Source organism: Deltaproteobacteria bacterium, assembly GCA_020848745.1.
GTDB lineage: Bacteria > Desulfobacterota > Binatia > UTPRO1 > UTPRO1 > UTPRO1.
Map to the genome: position 1 here is coordinate 1 of JADLHM010000080.1, position 16,213 is coordinate 16,213.

8 protein-coding genes and 1 CRISPR repeat array are annotated in these 16,213 nt (G+C 69.4%); of the genes, 5 read left to right on the top strand and 3 right to left on the bottom strand.

What is annotated here, in order from left to right; translation table 11 throughout:
• Position 1: 1 nt before the first annotated feature.
• Positions 2–3,492: direct repeats of the CRISPR family, unit length 36 nt; unit sequence ATTTCCGCGCTCGTCAGAGCGCGGCCCCATTGAAGC.
• A 184-nt stretch (positions 3,493–3,676) separates the two neighbouring features.
• Positions 3,677–8,080, top strand: coding sequence for a glycosyltransferase (locus IT293_12290; protein ID MCC6765431.1), 4,404 nt, complete (start codon positions 3,677–3,679; stop codon positions 8,078–8,080).
• Positions 8,080–8,637 (top strand): hypothetical protein, encoded by a 558-nt coding sequence (locus IT293_12295; GenBank protein MCC6765432.1) that lies wholly within the window; start codon positions 8,080–8,082, stop codon positions 8,635–8,637. The genes IT293_12290 and IT293_12295 overlap by 1 nt, the downstream gene beginning before the upstream one ends.
• Here IT293_12295 and IT293_12300 read toward each other — a convergent pair.
• A complete protein-coding gene (locus tag IT293_12300; protein MCC6765433.1) occupies positions 8,609–9,553 on the bottom strand; it encodes a Dyp-type peroxidase in 945 nt (314 codons plus the stop codon). The two genes, IT293_12295 and IT293_12300, sit on opposite strands and share 29 nt — an antisense overlap.
• A gap of 62 nt (positions 9,554–9,615) precedes the next feature.
• Between IT293_12300 and IT293_12305 the strand changes: the two genes are divergently transcribed.
• A complete protein-coding gene (locus IT293_12305; GenBank protein ID MCC6765434.1) occupies positions 9,616–10,380 on the top strand; it encodes an SDR family oxidoreductase in 765 nt (254 codons plus the stop codon).
• A 29-nt stretch (positions 10,381–10,409) separates the two neighbouring features.
• Here IT293_12305 and ppk1 read toward each other — a convergent pair whose 3' ends face one another.
• The gene (ppk1, locus tag IT293_12310; GenBank protein ID MCC6765435.1) at positions 10,410–12,539 is read right to left on the bottom strand and encodes a polyphosphate kinase 1; all 2,130 of its coding nucleotides are present in this window, start codon (positions 12,537–12,539) and stop codon (positions 10,410–10,412) included.
• Between the two features lie 170 nt (positions 12,540–12,709).
• Here ppk1 and IT293_12315 point away from each other — a divergent pair, with 170 nt between their 5' ends.
• Positions 12,710–13,960: a saccharopine dehydrogenase NADP-binding domain-containing protein gene (locus tag IT293_12315; GenBank protein ID MCC6765436.1), complete on the top strand. Its 1,251-nt coding sequence runs from the start codon at positions 12,710–12,712 to the stop codon at positions 13,958–13,960.
• 287 nt (positions 13,961–14,247) lie between these two features.
• Entirely contained in the window at positions 14,248–15,984 is a 1,737-nt protein-coding gene (locus IT293_12320) for a hypothetical protein (protein MCC6765437.1), read from the top strand.
• A 71-nt stretch (positions 15,985–16,055) separates the two neighbouring features.
• On the opposite strand, the gene IT293_12325 is transcribed toward IT293_12320, so the two are convergent.
• The coding region (locus tag IT293_12325) for a hypothetical protein (GenBank protein ID MCC6765438.1) at positions 16,056–16,213 on the bottom strand (158 nt) is incomplete at its 5' end.

Below are 16,213 nucleotides of genomic sequence, written 5' to 3' on the forward strand. Positions count from 1 at the left end.
GATTTCCGCGCTCGTCAGAGCGCGGCCCCATTGAAGCGCAGAAGCATCCCCGACTTGCACTCACTGGGTAAGTGTATTTCCGCGCTCGTCAGAGCGCGGCCCCATTGAAGCTTCTTCGCCTTCACACCTACGTCGGTGTTCGCGGCGATTTCCGCGCTCGTCAGAGCGCGGCCCCATTGAAGCCGTAGGTCCTTCCGCCGCCACGACTCGCCGCACTGCGAGATTTCCGCGCTCGTCAGAGCGCGGCCCCATTGAAGCTGCTTCATGCATGTAGCGTATTGATTCTGTTATGTGTATTTCCGCGCTCGTCAGAGCGCGGCCCCATTGAAGCAGGATGCTCTGACAACTGTTTGCCCCGAGCATGTCCGTATTTCCGCGCTCGTCAGAGCGCGGCCCCATTGAAGCCCCCTTTCAGCCAGCTTCCCCGGTCTGCTGGCGGTAGAATTTCCGCGCTCGTCAGAGCGCGGCCCCATTGAAGCCACCAAACGCAAAAGGGTTTCGACCGTGGGGGTTAGCATTTCCGCGCTCGTCAGAGCGCGGCCCCATTGAAGCTGCGACGAGCGGGTCGAGCGCATCGGTGGTGGTGGTCTATTTCCGCGCTCGTCAGAGCGCGGCCCCATTGAAGCATGGTGGTGGCGTACAGCCTCGAAAGCTTCGGCTGGGATTTCCGCGCTCGTCAGAGCGCGGCCCCATTGAAGCATTCTTGAGTGTCGCCACGTCCACTATGTCATCATCCTGATTTCCGCGCTCGTCAGAGCGCGGCCCCATTGAAGCGCAACGCAATTGCGGGAAAGGTCGGGATACTGACATGATTTCCGCGCTCGTCAGAGCGCGGCCCCATTGAAGCGCAAAGGCATGTCGCACGTCTAACCGGAAAATCACAATTTCCGCGCTCGTCAGAGCGCGGCCCCATTGAAGCACACTAGTGGACGCGGGCGCCCGGAAACCCCACTAGGCGATTTCCGCGCTCGTCAGAGCGCGGCCCCATTGAAGCCAAAACCACGGAGAGCTGTATTCGCCGCCTGGTCGAAGATTTCCGCGCTCGTCAGAGCGCGGCCCCATTGAAGCTCCGCATGGCAATTGACGCCAACCGGGAAATTGAGACATTTCCGCGCTCGTCAGAGCGCGGCCCCATTGAAGCACGATGTACTCCATCACGACGTCGAGCGTGGTGTCCTGATTTCCGCGCTCGTCAGAGCGCGGCCCCATTGAAGCTAGAGGAGATGCACGTCCCACGACCCCGATCCACCGGGATTTCCGCGCTCGTCAGAGCGCGGCCCCATTGAAGCTTCGTTAATCGAATGGTGTGCTGCTGTTTATGCCACAATTTCCGCGCTCGTCAGAGCGCGGCCCCATTGAAGCCTCATCGACTCCACGTCGCAGGAGTGGCACACCCTATTTCCGCGCTCGTCAGAGCGCGGCCCCATTGAAGCCAACACATGCGTCCCGTCGCCGGAGAGCTGCGCCTTCATTTCCGCGCTCGTCAGAGCGCGGCCCCATTGAAGCGAGGGGGGCTATGGCGCGTACACCGAAGAAGCTCCCCGATTTCCGCGCTCGTCAGAGCGCGGCCCCATTGAAGCCCGGCCGCGGACGGGGTATCGTGGCGCTCATCGCCCCATTTCCGCGCTCGTCAGAGCGCGGCCCCATTGAAGCCTGTCACTGGCCTTCTCGGAGCCGCGCGAGCGCGACGGATTTCCGCGCTCGTCAGAGCGCGGCCCCATTGAAGCCCGACACGCCGCCCGCGCCGATGCCCACCGGCGAGCGATTTCCGCGCTCGTCAGAGCGCGGCCCCATTGAAGCGCAATTTGCGCGGGGTAACTGGTCGAAGACGCAGGATATTTCCGCGCTCGTCAGAGCGCGGCCCCATTGAAGCATCAAGCACCGCGTCACGAACGCGCCCGTCGGGCTCGTATTTCCGCGCTCGTCAGAGCGCGGCCCCATTGAAGCAGCTCCGGACTCTGCTCGTGTGAGCCGTAGCCCTCGCATTTCCGCGCTCGTCAGAGCGCGGCCCCATTGAAGCCAGCTCAGGGCCACGACGCTCCACTGCACGCCGCATTTCCGCGCTCGTCAGAGCGCGGCCCCATTGAAGCCTCGAAGCCTGGCGTGATCCCATCCAGATCGAAGGAGATTTCCGCGCTCGTCAGAGCGCGGCCCCATTGAAGCTCGATCGCGCGAAGCTGCTTCTCGCTTTCCTTCTGGATTTCCGCGCTCGTCAGAGCGCGGCCCCATTGAAGCCCGGTGCCCGTGCGACCCCCGAGCACGACGAGTTGGCCCGATTTCCGCGCTCGTCAGAGCGCGGCCCCATTGAAGCAGCCCCCTCCTCGGCTTCGCCACAGGCGGCATGGTGAATTTCCGCGCTCGTCAGAGCGCGGCCCCATTGAAGCGAGATCGACGACGACCTGGCCGCGTGTCGGGTGCCTGATTTCCGCGCTCGTCAGAGCGCGGCCCCATTGAAGCTACCGGGTTTTCTTCGAGCGCATCGCTTTTACGTCGAATTTCCGCGCTCGTCAGAGCGCGGCCCCATTGAAGCCTCCATGCGGAAGGTCGTCCCCTCGCGCGGGGCGAGGCGATTTCCGCGCTCGTCAGAGCGCGGCCCCATTGAAGCCGCACGAGTTCGGCGAAGCCCAGTGGACCGTGCACGAATTTCCGCGCTCGTCAGAGCGCGGCCCCATTGAAGCCACTGGATCGTCCGCGACGTGGCACCGACCCGATCGAATTTCCGCGCTCGTCAGAGCGCGGCCCCATTGAAGCGCCGTCACGTCGGTGAGCGTGTAGGTGCCGTTGTTGATTTCCGCGCTCGTCAGAGCGCGGCCCCATTGAAGCTTCCAGCGCGTCCCGCTTCTCGGCGAGTACGGCCACGAATTTCCGCGCTCGTCAGAGCGCGGCCCCATTGAAGCGAAAACGGCCACACGCAGGCGTTCGTGAACGGGTTGATTTCCGCGCTCGTCAGAGCGCGGCCCCATTGAAGCTACGTACTGCCTTGACAAGTACGTACAAACTACCCCCGAATTTCCGCGCTCGTCAGAGCGCGGCCCCATTGAAGCGTCTATCGCGATTGGGCGCTCGACTCCGGCGCCTACAGCGCCATTTCCGCGCTCGTCAGAGCGCGGCCCCATTGAAGCATCGCGACGCTGCGCCAACGAGGCGAGGCCATCAACCCATTTCCGCGCTCGTCAGAGCGCGGCCCCATTGAAGCACGAACTCTTCGAGCGCCTGTGACTCGATGAGTGCCTATTTCCGCGCTCGTCAGAGCGCGGCCCCATTGAAGCCTCCACACGGTCGTTGCTTGCTGCTGGTCGGAGGCGAATTTCCGCGCTCGTCAGAGCGCGGCCCCATTGAAGCACCGCGATCGCGACCGAAAAACGTGACAGGAGCGCCGCGTATTTCCGCGCTCGTCAGAGCGCGGCCCCATTGAAGCCAGATGCGCGAAGGTAGGTCGCCGGGATGTGCTTCTGGATTTCCGCGCTCGTCAGAGCGCGGCCCCATTGAAGCGGTCGAAGAATCTTTAGGGTGCTCGTGCGCCGTGGACCATGGAGAGCGCCCGCCCGCCAACTTGACCGCCCCCGGCGCATGCGTAAGACAGGCGCCCCGTGCGCCGTCTCGTAGCGAGCATGCTCGTGATTTCCCTGGATTCCCGCGCGCTCCGCCGCACCGCGCGTGCGGCCGGCGCGCTCGCGTGACGCGCGTCCTCCTCATCTGCCCCGACAAGACGGGGCCGCTCATGGCGGGCTCCGCCATCCGCTCGGTCGAGGTCGCGAGCATGCTGGCGCGCGACTTCGACGTCACGCTCGCCGTGCCCGACGACAGCGAGCCGGTCGCCTCGGCGGCGCGCGTCGTGCGGGTGCCACGGGACTCGACCCTCCCGGCGCTCGTCGACGCCGCCGACTGCGTCATGATCGCCGGCCGCTCAGAGCTCATGACGGCAATACGGAAGCCTCTCGTCGTCGACCTCTACGATCCCTTCATCCTCTCCGACCTCGAGTTCTACGGCGAGGGCTTCGAGGACGCGGGCGGGCGACCGCTCCTGGCACTGCGCTGGCTCCAGCACCACCTCGAGAACGGCGACTTCTTCGTCTGTGCGAGCGAGGCGCAACGCCGCTTCTGGCTCGGGATGCTCGCGGCCGCGGGCCGGCTGAACCACGCCAACTACGCGGCCGACCGCGAGCTCGCGCGGCTCCTGGCCGTCGTGCCGTTCGGCATCACCAACGCGCCGCCGGAGCGCACGGCCCCTGCGGTGAAGGGCGTGATCCCGGGGATCGACCCGGACGACGCGGTCGTATTGTGGGCCGGCGGGCTCTGGAACTGGTTCGACCCGCTGACGCTCGTCGAGGCGCTCCATCGCCTGCGCGCGACCCGTCCGGAGGTCAAGGGGCTCTTCCTCGGCGTCCGCCACCCGAACCCCGACATCGGTAGGATGGAGACGGCGGAGCGCGCGCTCGCGCGCGCCCGTGAGCTCGATCTCGTCGGGCGCGGCGCCTTCTTCATCGATTGGGTGCCGTACGGCGAGCGGCAGAACTACCTCCTCGACGCCAACGTCGGCGTGAGCCTGCACCGCCCCGGCATCGAGGCGCAGTTCGCCTTTCGCACGCGCGTGCTCGACTACCTGTGGGCGGGCCTGCCGATGGTGCTCGGACGCGACGACGACCTCGCGGATCGCATCGAGCGCGAGGGACTCGGCCTCACGGTGCCGTACGGCGACGTCGAGCGGACGGCCGACGCGATCACCGCGATGATCGACGCGCCCGCGACGCCGGAGCGCGCGGCCCGCTTCGCGGCGCTCCGCGCGGAGCTCTCGTGGGCGCGCGTCGTGGAGCCGATCCGCGAGTTCTGCCGCGCCCCGCGCTTCGCCGCCGACAAGGCGCGCGGCGGCGCCTGGGTCGCCGAGGAGGCGCCGCGCGAGCGCATCGTGCACAAAGAGGCCGCGCTCGTCGCCGAGGAGTTCCTCGGGCCGGCACGCGAGCTCTCGCCCGCGCTCGGACGCTACTACGCCGCCGAGCACCGCTTCGTCGCCGCCTACGACGACCTTTGCCGGATCGACGTACTGCCGCGCGTGATCGGCGACCGGCCGCAAGCGGACGTCGTCTTCAGCCTGTGGGACGAGGGTCCGACGCCGGCGCGCGTCGCGCGCGTCTGTGTCGCGCTCTGGCAGATCCCGCAGGACCAATGGCAGCGCTTCGAGTTCCGGCCGATCCCGAACTCGCGCGGGCGATCGTATCGCGTGACGATCGAGGCGCCGTCGACGATCGGCTCGGGCGTCGCCCTCTGGCTCTCCACGCCGGTGGGAGCCGACGCGCCGGCGCCCGCGATGATCGTGCACTACCTCGTGAAGGGCCTGGTTGACGCGCTGCCGATCACCGACGAGTCGTTCCTGTTCCTCCACAACACGACCGTGAGCGACGTCACGGTTCCGGGCGTGGCGGCGCTCGCCTCCGAGGAGGACGTCGCGTCCTCGCTCGTGGGCGCCGACGCCGCCGGCGGCGCGCCGCTTCGCGACGACGCGCTCCGCACCGCGCTCGCCCGCGCGACGGCGACGCTCGCCGCGACGCGGCGCGAGATGGCGGCGCTCGGCGACCGCCTCGCCGACGCGGAGCGCCGCGAGGCCGAGACGCCGCCGCGGGTGCGGCGGATCGTGCGCTTCATGATCCGCGGCGGCCGCGCCGCGAAGCGCCGCGCACGCCGGGCCGCGGGCTTCGTCGCCGCGCTCGGCCTCGCGCTCGCGAGCGTGCCGCTCGTGCTCGCGGTCGGCGCGATGTTCGTCGCGACCGACGCCCGCAACCGCCTCGGGCGCGGCCGCCGCGCGACCGCGCCGCTGCCGCGCACCGATCCGGCGGCGCGCCCGCGCCGCGTCGGCCAGCCGGTGTCGATCGTGATCCCGACATGGAACGGCCGCGAGCTCCTGGAAATGAGCCTACCGCCGCTCGCCGCGGCCCTCGCCCGCCACGCGCCGGGCGGCGAGATCGTCGTCGTCGACAACGGCAGCGAGGATGACACCCGCGAGTGGGTGGCGGCGCACTTTCCCGCGGTGCGGGTGATCGCGCTCCCGACCAACGAGGGATTCGCCGGCGCCACCAACCGGGGCGCGCAGGACAGCCTCCATCCGACGGTCATCCTTCTCAACAACGACATGGTCGTCGAGCCGGATTTCATCCTGCCGCTCCTCGCGGCCATGGACGAGGAGCCCGACGTCTTCGGCGTCTCGTGCCAGATCGACTTCATCGACAAGAACAAGCCGCGCTGGGAGACGGGCAAGGTCCACGCCGAGTGGACCTACGGCACGATCCACCTCTTCCACGTCGACCGCTGGGACGACGCGAGCCTCTACCCGATCTTCTTCGCCGGCGGCGGCGCATCGGCGTACGACCGCGCCAAGTTCCTCGAGCTCGGAGGGTTCGACGAGGCGGTCTTCTCGCCCGTCTACATCGAGGACGTCGAGCTCGGGTATCGCGCCTGGAAGCGCGGCTGGCCGTCGCTCTTCGCGCCGGGAAGTCGCGTCCACCATCGCCACCGCAGCACGACGCGGCGGCGCTGGAGCGAGGACGAGATCTACAGCTTCTTCGTGAAGAACCTGGCGGCGCTCGTGTGGAAGAACGTCGACGACCCGCGCATGCTCGCGCGCCATCTCCTCGGGCTCCTGCTCCTGCCGTTGCGCCTCTGGCGCCAGGCGAACCGGCGCGTCGCGCTCTACACGTGGCGGGGCATGTGGCGGCAGCTGCCGGTGCTGGCGCGGGCGCGCCTGCGCGAGGGACGCGTCGCGCGCGCGCTCGACGACGCGACCATCTTCCACGTCGCGCGCTATCGGCATGCCTATCGCGGCGCGCTCGGCCGCCGTCCGCGCCGGCGCGCCGACGCCCGTCCGCGCGTGCTGATCGTGAGCCCCTACAGCCCCTACCCGCCCGTGCACGGCGGCGCCGTCCGCATCCTCGCGCTGCTCCGCCGCCTGGCGTCCGTCGCCGACGTGACGCTCCTCGCCTACGCCGACACCCAGGCCGAGCTCGATCCCCGCAGCACGGCCGAGCTGCAGCGGATCTGCCGCGACGTCGTCGTGATCGAGCGCGACACGACCGCCGTCGGCGGCGTCCTCTTTCCCAACAAGACGCGCGGCTTCTGCTCGCGGCTCATGCGCGACGAGATCGAGTACTGGCTCGACCGCGAGGACTTCGACGTCATCCAGATCGAGTACACGCACCTGGCGCATCTGATGCCGATGCCCGCCCGCGGCCTCCTGCGGGTGCTGGTCGAGCACGACGTGAGCTTCGTCTCGCTCGCGCGCGCCCGCGCGACCACCGAGAGTGCCGCGGCCAAGATCGCTTTCGCCTTCGACTGGATGCGGATGCTGCGCTACGAGCTCGCCGCCGTCTCGTTCGCGGACCTGGTGCTCACGATGAGCGAGACCGACCGCGACGTGCTCGACGGCTACGTCGACACGCGGCACGTCGTCTCCGTCCCGAACGGCGTCGACTGCCGCGCCTTTCCCTTCGCGGCCGACGGACGCGACCCCGCGTCGATCCTCTTCGTCGGCTTCTTCCGGCACGAGCCGAACGTCGAGGCCGTCCGCTATTTCTGCCGCGAGGTGCTGCCGCGCGTCCGCGCCCGCCTGTCGCACGCCCGCTTCCGGGTCGTCGGCGCGTATCCGCCGGACGTGATCCGCCGCCTCGCCGACGACCCCGCGATCGAGGTGACCGGCCGCGTCGACGACATCGCGGCGTACTACCGCTCGAGCGCCGTCTTCGTAGCGCCCGTGCTCCAGGGCTCCGGCACGCGCCTCAAGATCCTCGAGGCAATGGCGAGCGGCTGTCCCGTCGTGTCGACGACGATCGGCGCCGAAGGTCTCGCCACGCGCTCCGGCGAGGAGCTCGTGCTCGCCGACGACGCCGCGAGCATGGCGGACGCGATCGTGCGGCTCCTCGAGCACCCCGAAGAGAGCGCCGCGCTCGCGCGCCGCGCCCGCGCCCATGTCGAGGCGCGCTTCGACTGGGACATCGTCGCGGCGGGTCTCGCGCGTGCCTACGAGGCGGCGCTGGCGCCGGTGACGGATCCCGCGCTCCCGGCGCCGCCGACCGCGCTCGCGGAGGCCCGCTGATGGCGAATCCCCTCGCGCTCCTGCGCGGCGTCGACTACGTCAACGTCCGCCACGTCCTGGTGATGCAGACGGGGACGATCGAAACGGCGCTCGGCATCGCCGCGAAGCTCCGCGCCGACTTTCCGAACGCGCGCATCGACGGCGTCGTCCGCGACGACGACGCGGCCAAGGTCGGCCCCGACGTCTTCACCCACGTGACCGCCGTCCGCTGGGAGGACCGCCTGAGCATCCTGCGCACGCTCCGTGCCCGGCGCTACGATGCGATCGCGCTCGTCCTGAGCAACGTCGGGAGCCGCGCCTTCCGCGTGCTGCCGTATCTCCTGCGCACCTCGAACTTCCTCCTCTTCAACGAGCACCTCGACTACTTCCCGCTCAAGTGGTCGCGCCTGCCGTCGCTCGCCCAGCACCTGAGCGGCCAGGCGAGCGTGGGGGCGCTCGTGCGCTGGGGCCTCGCGCGCGTCGTCGTGACGCCGCTTGCCGCGCTCTTCCTCGTGCTGACGACGGCGCGGATCGAGCTCCGCGCGCTCCTCAGGCGCTCGCGCCGCCGAGCCGCTTGAGCACCGGCAGCGAGGGCGCGAAGAAGTGCGCGCCCGAGACCGCGCGGCTGAACTCCATGAGGCGATCGTGCACGCCGTCGCCGCTCGTGCCCATCATGCGCGCGAGCATCTGCTCGGGGATGTCGGGGGTGCGGCAATAGGCGATGAAGAAGAGCCCGGCCTCGCTGGCGTTTCCATAGGGAAGCGACTGGCGGACGATCTTGAGCTCCCCGTCGCCGACCTTCAGGTTCGAGCGCGCCGCGTGCGATGTCGGCGGCTTCACGTCGTCGGGAAGCTCCTCCGAGCCTGGCTTGCGCCGCCCGATCACGTCCTCTTGCTCCGCGACCGAGAGTCCGCGCCACTTGGCGAGATCGTGCACGTAGCGCTGCGTGAAGACGTAGCTGCCGCCGGCGAAGGCCGGGTCGTCGTCACCGACGAGCGCCCACTCGGCGCGCTCGTCGGCCTCCTTCGGGTTCTCGGTGCCGTCGATGAAGCCCGTGAGGTCGCGGGCCTCCTTGCGGCGAAAGGCCATGACGTCCTCGACCACCTCGACGAGGTCGCCGAGCCGGCGGCGCGCCTCGAGCACGAAGTCGAAGGTGAGATCACGGAGCGCCGACGTCACGTGCAGGAGCACGTCGCCGCCCGTGCTCGGCGCCCGGCGCCCGCCGGCGTCGAGGGCTTTGAACGGCCGGAGTCCGCGCGGACGCGCGTCCGGCGCGAGCGCGTCCCAGAGCTCCGGACCGATCCCGATCGTGACCGCGAGCTCGGCCGGCCGCGCGCCGGGATCCATCTCGGCGGCGAGCTCCGGGAGCGTCGCGAGCACCGCCGCGACCGCGCGGGCGTCGCGCGCGCGCGCGCGCAGGCGGAAGATCAGGAAGTGCGCGGCGGTCGCGGGCTCGGCAACGATACCGATCTGCGGCTCTGGACGCGTCGTCATGGTGGTGGTTTCTATGCCGAGCCGTCGCCGGCTGCAATTTTCCCGTCCACGGAGGATCCGCCATGACGCCACGCTTCGACCTCACCGACCGGGCCGTCGTCGTGACCGGCGGCAGCCGCGGCCTCGGGCTCGCGATGGCCAACGCCTTCGCCGACCACGGCGCCAACGTCGTCGTCGCGAGCCGCAAGGGCGACGCGTGCGAGCGCGTCGCCGCCGAGATCCGCGCCCGCACGGGCCGGCGGGCGCTCGGCGTCGCCTTCCACGCCGGCCGCTGGGACGACTGCGAGCGCCTCCTCGACGACGCCGCCGCCGCCCTCGGACGGGTCGACGTGCTCGTCAACAACGCCGGGATGTCGCCGCTCTACCCGTCGCTCACGGGGATCGACGAGGACCTCTGGGACAAAGTGCTGGCCGTCAACCTGAAGGGTCCGTTCCGGCTCGCCGCGCTCGCCGCCGAGCGCATGGCGCGCGCCGGCGGCGGCAGCATCATCAACGTGAGCAGCGTCGGCGCCGTGCAGCCGACCGTCGGCGAGCTGCCCTACGCGATGGCGAAGTCGGCGCTCCACACGATGGCCGCGGCCATGGCGCACGACTACGCCGGCCGCGTGCGGGTGAACGTCATCATGCCCGGCGCCTTCCTCACCGACATCAGCAAGGCGTGGCCTCCCGAGATGCGCAGCATGATGGAGCGCCAGATCCCGATGGGCCGCTGCGGCGAGCCCGAGGAGGTCGTCGGCGCCGCGCTCTACCTCGCGTCGGACGCGTCGTCGTACACGAGCGGCGCCGTCATCAAGATCGACGGCGGCTGGGCGTACCGCGCGGGCTGACGGCGCGGTCGCGCAGTCGGCGCGCCGAGTCAGTCGGCCCGCACGCCGAGCCCGAGAAGCGCCGTCGCCGGGTGCGCGAGCAGCCATTCCTGCGCGGCGAAGGGCGCCGCGCCGGGCGCCGGCTCGCGGCGACGATACGAGCCGTCGGGGCGAAGCTCCCACGCGTTCACGGTGTCCTCGAGGTACGGCCGCAGGATCCCGTCGTGGAGGTAACGCACGAGCGCCGGGTTCTCGACCGGCACGAGCGTCTCGATGCGGCGATCGAGATTGCGGCGCATGAGGTCGGCGCTGCCGATGAGCGCTTCCGGGTGGCCGCCGTTCTCGAACCAGAAGATGCGGCTGTGCTCGAGAAAGCGGCCCACCACCGAGACGACGCGCACCGTCTCGCTCAGGCCGCGCACACCCGGCCGAAGGCAGCACATCCCGCGCACGAGCAGGTCGACGCGCGTCCCGGCCGCCGCCACCTCGTAGACCGCGTCGATCAGCTCGGGATCGGTGAACGAGTTCATCTTGAACACCAGGCGCGCCGGCCGTCCGGCGCGCGCGTGGTCGCGCTCGCGGCGCAACCGCCGCAGGATCTCGCTCCGCAGATTCACCGGGGCGACCAGGAGCTTCCGGTAGGAGCGCTGGCGCGAGACGCCGGTCAGGAAGTTGAAGAGCTCGAGGAGGTCCTGCGTGATCTCGGGGTCGCAGGTGAAGAGACCGAGATCGGTGTAGGCGCGCGCCGTCGTCGGGTTGTAGTTGCCGGTGCCGACGTGCGCGTAGGTCCGCAGACGTCCTCCTTCGCGCCGCACGACCAGGCAGATCTTGGTATGCACCTTGAGCTCGGTGAACCCGTAGGTCACGTGCGCCCCGGCGTGCTCCAGCGCGCGCGCCCACACGAGGTTCTTGCTCTCGTCGAAGCGGGCCTTGAGCTCGACCATGACGGCCACCTGCTTCCCCGCCTCCGCCGCCTCGAGCAGCGCCTCGACGATCGGGGAGCGCTCGCCGACGCGATAGAGCGTCTGCTTAACCCCGACGACCGCGGGATCCGACGCGGCCGCGCCCACCATCGTCTCGACCGGATGGAAGCTGTCGAACGGATGGTGCACGAGCACGTCCGCGCCGCGCAGGGTCCGGAAGAGCTCGTCGCCGTGGGCGAGCGCCTCGGGCGCGTGCGGCTTGTGCACCGGCCAGCGGAGCGCCGGGATCGGCAGGTCGGCGAGCTCGTGCAGCATGTCGAAGCCGAGGAGGCCCTCGACCCGGCACACCTCGCGGCGATCGACGTCGAGGAGCCGCGTCAACCGGTCGCGGACGCCGTCCGGCATCTCCTCGCCGACGTCGAGACGCACCGGATCGCCGAAGCGCCGCCGGCGGATCGTCTCCTCGATCATGTCGATCAAGTCGCCCGCCTCGAGCTCGCGGATCTCGATGTCGGCATCCCGCACGACGCGGAAGCGATACGCGCCGGCGAGCGACACCTGCGGGAAGAGATCGTCGAGGTGCTGGCGGATCACGTCCTCCAGCAGCACGAAGGTGTGGCCCCGGCGGCCCACGCGCACCGCGCGCGGCAAGACCGTCGGGATCTTCACGCGCGCGAGCTTGGTCGCCGCCCCGCCGTCGTCGACGGCGACCGCGAGGTTCAAGCTGCGGTTCGAGATGAAAGGCACCGACGGCGCCGGATCGAGGACGAGCGGCGTGCACACAGGAAAGACCTCGCGCTCGAACCAGCGGCGGAGCTCGGTTTGCCGGCGCGCCGGCAGCGCCTCCCACGCCAGGATCTCGACGCCCGACCGCGCCAGGAGCGGCTCGAGGTCGCGGCTCCACGCCTCGCTCGCCGTGCGACGCATGGGCGCAAGGGTCGTGGCGATGCGCTCGAGCTGCTCCTCCGGTCCGAGGCCGTCGGGCGACGTCTCGACGACGCCGCCCTGCAGCTGCTCGATCAGGCCGGAGACGCGCACCATGTAGAACTCGTCGAGGTTCGACTCGAAGATCGCGAGGAACCGGCAGCGCTCGAGCGGTGGGTTCGCGGGATTGGTCGCCTCCGCGAGCACGCGACGGTTGAACTCGAGCCAGCTGAGCTCGCGATTGAAGAAGCGATCCTCGGCGGGGACCACCGCGACCGGCGACGGCTCGGGCGGCGCCGGGCGGCGGCTCTTCGGAGCGATGCGGACGGTCATGGCGCGCTCACCGTGCATCAGGCATCGCACGCGGAGGACGCGGCGACTACCCTCGTCATCGCGATTTCACGAAGCCGTAACGATCGGCCTCTCCGTCATCGGGCCGATGGACGTACGGTACCCTCGGCCGGCCGGCACAACGGAGCGCCGGCTCGGAAATGGAGGATCGGATGGCTGACGGCACGGCGGGAAAAGTGATCTTCATCGGCGCTGCGGGTGAGATGGCGCGGGTGGCGGTCGAGCGCTTCGCGGCGGCGCCCGGGGACCGGAAACTGGTCCTGACCGACATTCGGCCGGAGTTGCTCGCGCCGCTGGCGGCGAAGTTGCCGCCCGGCCGGGCGACGGTCCAACGGCTCGACCTCTTCGACCAGAAGAACCTCCGCGAGGTCGTCACCGGAGCCGCACTGGTGGTGCTCGGCGCGGGCCCGTACATCCGCACCTCCGCGCCGGTGATCGAGGCGTGTCTCGAGGCCGGGGTGCCCTACCTCGACTACGACGACGACGTCGAGAGCACCGAGCACGCGCTCGGCCTGGCCGACCGCGCGAGAGCCGCCGGCATCCCGCTCTATGTCGGCTGCGGCGCCTCTCCCGGCATGTCGAACGTCCTCGCCGTCGATGCCGCGAACGACCTCGACACGGTCGACGACATCGACCTTTGCTGGCTGGTCGGGGAGGAGCGCCCGAAGGTCGGCCGCGCCGTCCTCGAGCATATGGTGCACATCTCGGCCGGCCAATGCGTCACCTGGGAAGGCGGTCGCCGCGTGGTGCACGAGACCTTCGTGGAAACCGGCAAGTTCCCAATCCTCGCCGGAGAGCCTCCCGTGCTGCTCTACGAAACGGCCCACCCGGAACCCGTGACGCTGCCGCGCAAGTACCCCGGGGCGCAGCGCATCCGCTGCGTCGGCGGACTCGACCCCGCTCCGTTGAACGGACTCTTCCGGGGCCTCGGACTGGCCGTACAGGAGGGCAAGATCGGCCACGAGGAGGCCCTCGACTTCATCGAGAGCATCTCCACCGGCGGCTACGGAACGATCGCCGGCTGGACGCACGCCTTGCGCGGCATGGTCGGCCAGGTTCGTCGCGGCGAGAGCAGCGGCTGGACGCTCGCGGCGTTCATCGCGAACTCGGTCGTGCGTCGCCAGAACGCCTACAAGGGCGGCCTGATGGCCATCGCCGGCGGCACCCGGAACGGCAGGTCGGTCCGCTCGATCCGTCGCACGGCGCTTCACCCCGACAGCTCCCTCGCCAACATGGGAGGCGTCACCGGCACGGCGTGCGCGGCCTTCATCGTCCTCGCCCTCGGGGAGGCCGGGAAGCGCTCCGGCGCTTTCGCCCCGGAGGACTGGGCCGGGCCCACGGCCTTCTACCGCGCGCTCGAGTGCGTGGGCGTGCCGCGCCACCGGATCGTCGAGTCGCTGTAGCCCGCGGTCCGCCTCCCCGAAAGGCGCCCGAGATGAAGGACGCAAACGTCGAAGCCAATGCCCGTGCACCTGACGAAAAGAAGAAAATCCTCGTCGCAGGCCCCTACGCGCCTGAGGCACGAGTGTCGTCCTCTTCGGTCGCCCGTACGAGCAGGGGCGTAAACCGAACGGCGGAGCTGCGCCAAAGTGATACGGAGAACCAGGCTGGTGTGCTGCGATTTTTCTTGATCGCGGTGATCGCGCCGTGCGACGTACAGCGCAAATCCATTCCGCTTACGGAGGCCCTCATGAGCGTCGCACGCGTCCTCGTCGCCGTCATGCTCCTGGTCGCCACGTTCGCAACGCCCGCCCGCAGCGAGATCGCGGCCAGCTATACGGCTACGCTTCGCGCCAACAATCTCGGCAAGTTCTGCATCGCGCTCCACTTCGACGACCTCGAGTACGCGCCGTTCGGCACGCCGATCAATTTCTACTCCGCGGACCACACCGACATGATCTGCGACGGCTCGAGCGACGGCGTGACCATCACCATCGCCTGCAAATCGCATCCCGACGACAGCTACATCACGTTCGGCGGCAGCGCGCCCGCGGGAACAACGGGAGCCATCCTGGTCGGGGACGTCTTGCCGTTCGTGATTCCGGTTCCCTCGACCGCAACCGGGTCGTTGCTGGCGGCGCTCGGTCCGGACGTCACCTACACGTTCGACGTCACAACCGTCGTCGATTTTCCGACCGATCCGCCCGTCACGCTCTTCGATTGCACGGTCCCAGAGGGCACGCCCGGGAGCAAGGTTCTGCTCGCGACCGGCGGGGGAGCGCTGAACGTCGTCGGCCCGATCACGACGCCGATCGGCGCGCCGACGATCAGCACGACCGCGACGCACACGGAGTGGGATCCCGCCACCATGACCAACGTGACCCGCAGCGCCACGATCGACGTCGGCTTCGGCGACGTCGGGACCGAAGGCGATACGACGATCTTCTCGGCCTCGAGCTTCCCAGGCGTGCTACCCACCAACTTCACCCTAGCCGCCGGCACCTTCAAGGCCTTCTTCTTCGACGTAAGCACGACGGCCGCCTACAACACTCCGCCCCCGATCAAGGTCTGCGCCCACTACGATGACATCGACAGCGACGGCTTCGTCGATGGGATCACTCCCGCGCTCGACGAGCAACGACTCGAGGTTCTCCACCTCGAGGGCGATCCACCGCAATACACCCCGCACCCCGCCACGACGGGCACCGATTACGGCGCCAACGTCATCTGTGCCGAGGTCGACTCGCTCTCGCCCTTCGCCCTGGCCGTCATCACGGACCCGGACGGCGACGGCGTATTTCGCAACGACAATTGCCCGGCCACGCCCAACGCCGATCAGCTCGACACCGACGACGACGGCCCGGGCGACGCCTGCGATCCCTGCCCGACCGATCCGACGAAGGTCGATCCCGGGCTCTGCGGCTGCGGCGTGCCCGACGTCGACGTCGACACCGACAGCGTCGTCGACTGCCACGATCCGTGCGTGAACGACGGAGCCCATGATCTCACGATCAAGCCGAAACTCGCCTTCAAACACATCAACACTGACGAGAACGACGGCAACGACGTCGTCCAGCTCATGGGCGAGTTCGTGTCCGGCACCACCTTCGCCGCGCTGAATCCCGCCGCGAACGGCATCCGCCTCTTCGTGCGGAATGTCGCCGGCGACACCCTGGTGGACATCGTCGTGCCCGGAGGCGCTGCCTGGGCAAACAAGTCCGGCAAGAAATGGATCTACACCGACAAGACCGGTGACGCCGACGGCATCACCAAGATCCAGATCGCCGACCGGAGCAAGAAAACGCCGAAGCAGGTGAAGATCCAGATCGCCGGCGCCACCGGCACGTACGCCGTGGCACCGGGCGACGAGCCGCTGCAGGCAACCGTGACCCTCGGCAGCAGTGCCCTCGGCGAATGCACCGAGGTCGCCTTCGGTGCGGACCAGTGCGCCTTCAACCGCAGCGCCAACGCCGTGCAGTGCAAGTAATGCCTCGTTGAACGGCCGATCGCCGCTGCCGGCCGGACGACACGAGCAATGCCGCCGCCTCGCCGCCCGCCCTAGGCGCGATCGGTGGCGGCGAGCTTCTTGCGGCGGCGCGCGTTCTTGACCTCGCGCTTCACGATGCCGCCGAGGGTGCCGAGGCTGAACTTCGGCCATTCGAGGAGCGCCTCCATGACCGTGAGCGTCTTCCGCCCCTCGCCCCGCCAGTCGCTCA

Coding starts and splice junctions, on each gene's coding strand:
- IT293_12295 (MCC6765432.1), top strand. CDS start 8,080: ATGGCGAATCCCCTCGCGCTCCTGCGCGGCGTCGACTACGTCAACGTC.
- IT293_12300 (MCC6765433.1), bottom strand. CDS start 9,553: ATGACGACGCGTCCAGAGCCGCAGATCGGTATCGTTGCCGAGCCCGCG.
- IT293_12305 (MCC6765434.1), top strand. CDS start 9,616: ATGACGCCACGCTTCGACCTCACCGACCGGGCCGTCGTCGTGACCGGC.
- ppk1 (MCC6765435.1), bottom strand. CDS start 12,539: ATGACCGTCCGCATCGCTCCGAAGAGCCGCCGCCCGGCGCCGCCCGAG.
- IT293_12315 (MCC6765436.1), top strand. CDS start 12,710: ATGGCTGACGGCACGGCGGGAAAAGTGATCTTCATCGGCGCTGCGGGT.
- IT293_12320 (MCC6765437.1), top strand. CDS start 14,248: ATGAGCGTCGCACGCGTCCTCGTCGCCGTCATGCTCCTGGTCGCCACG.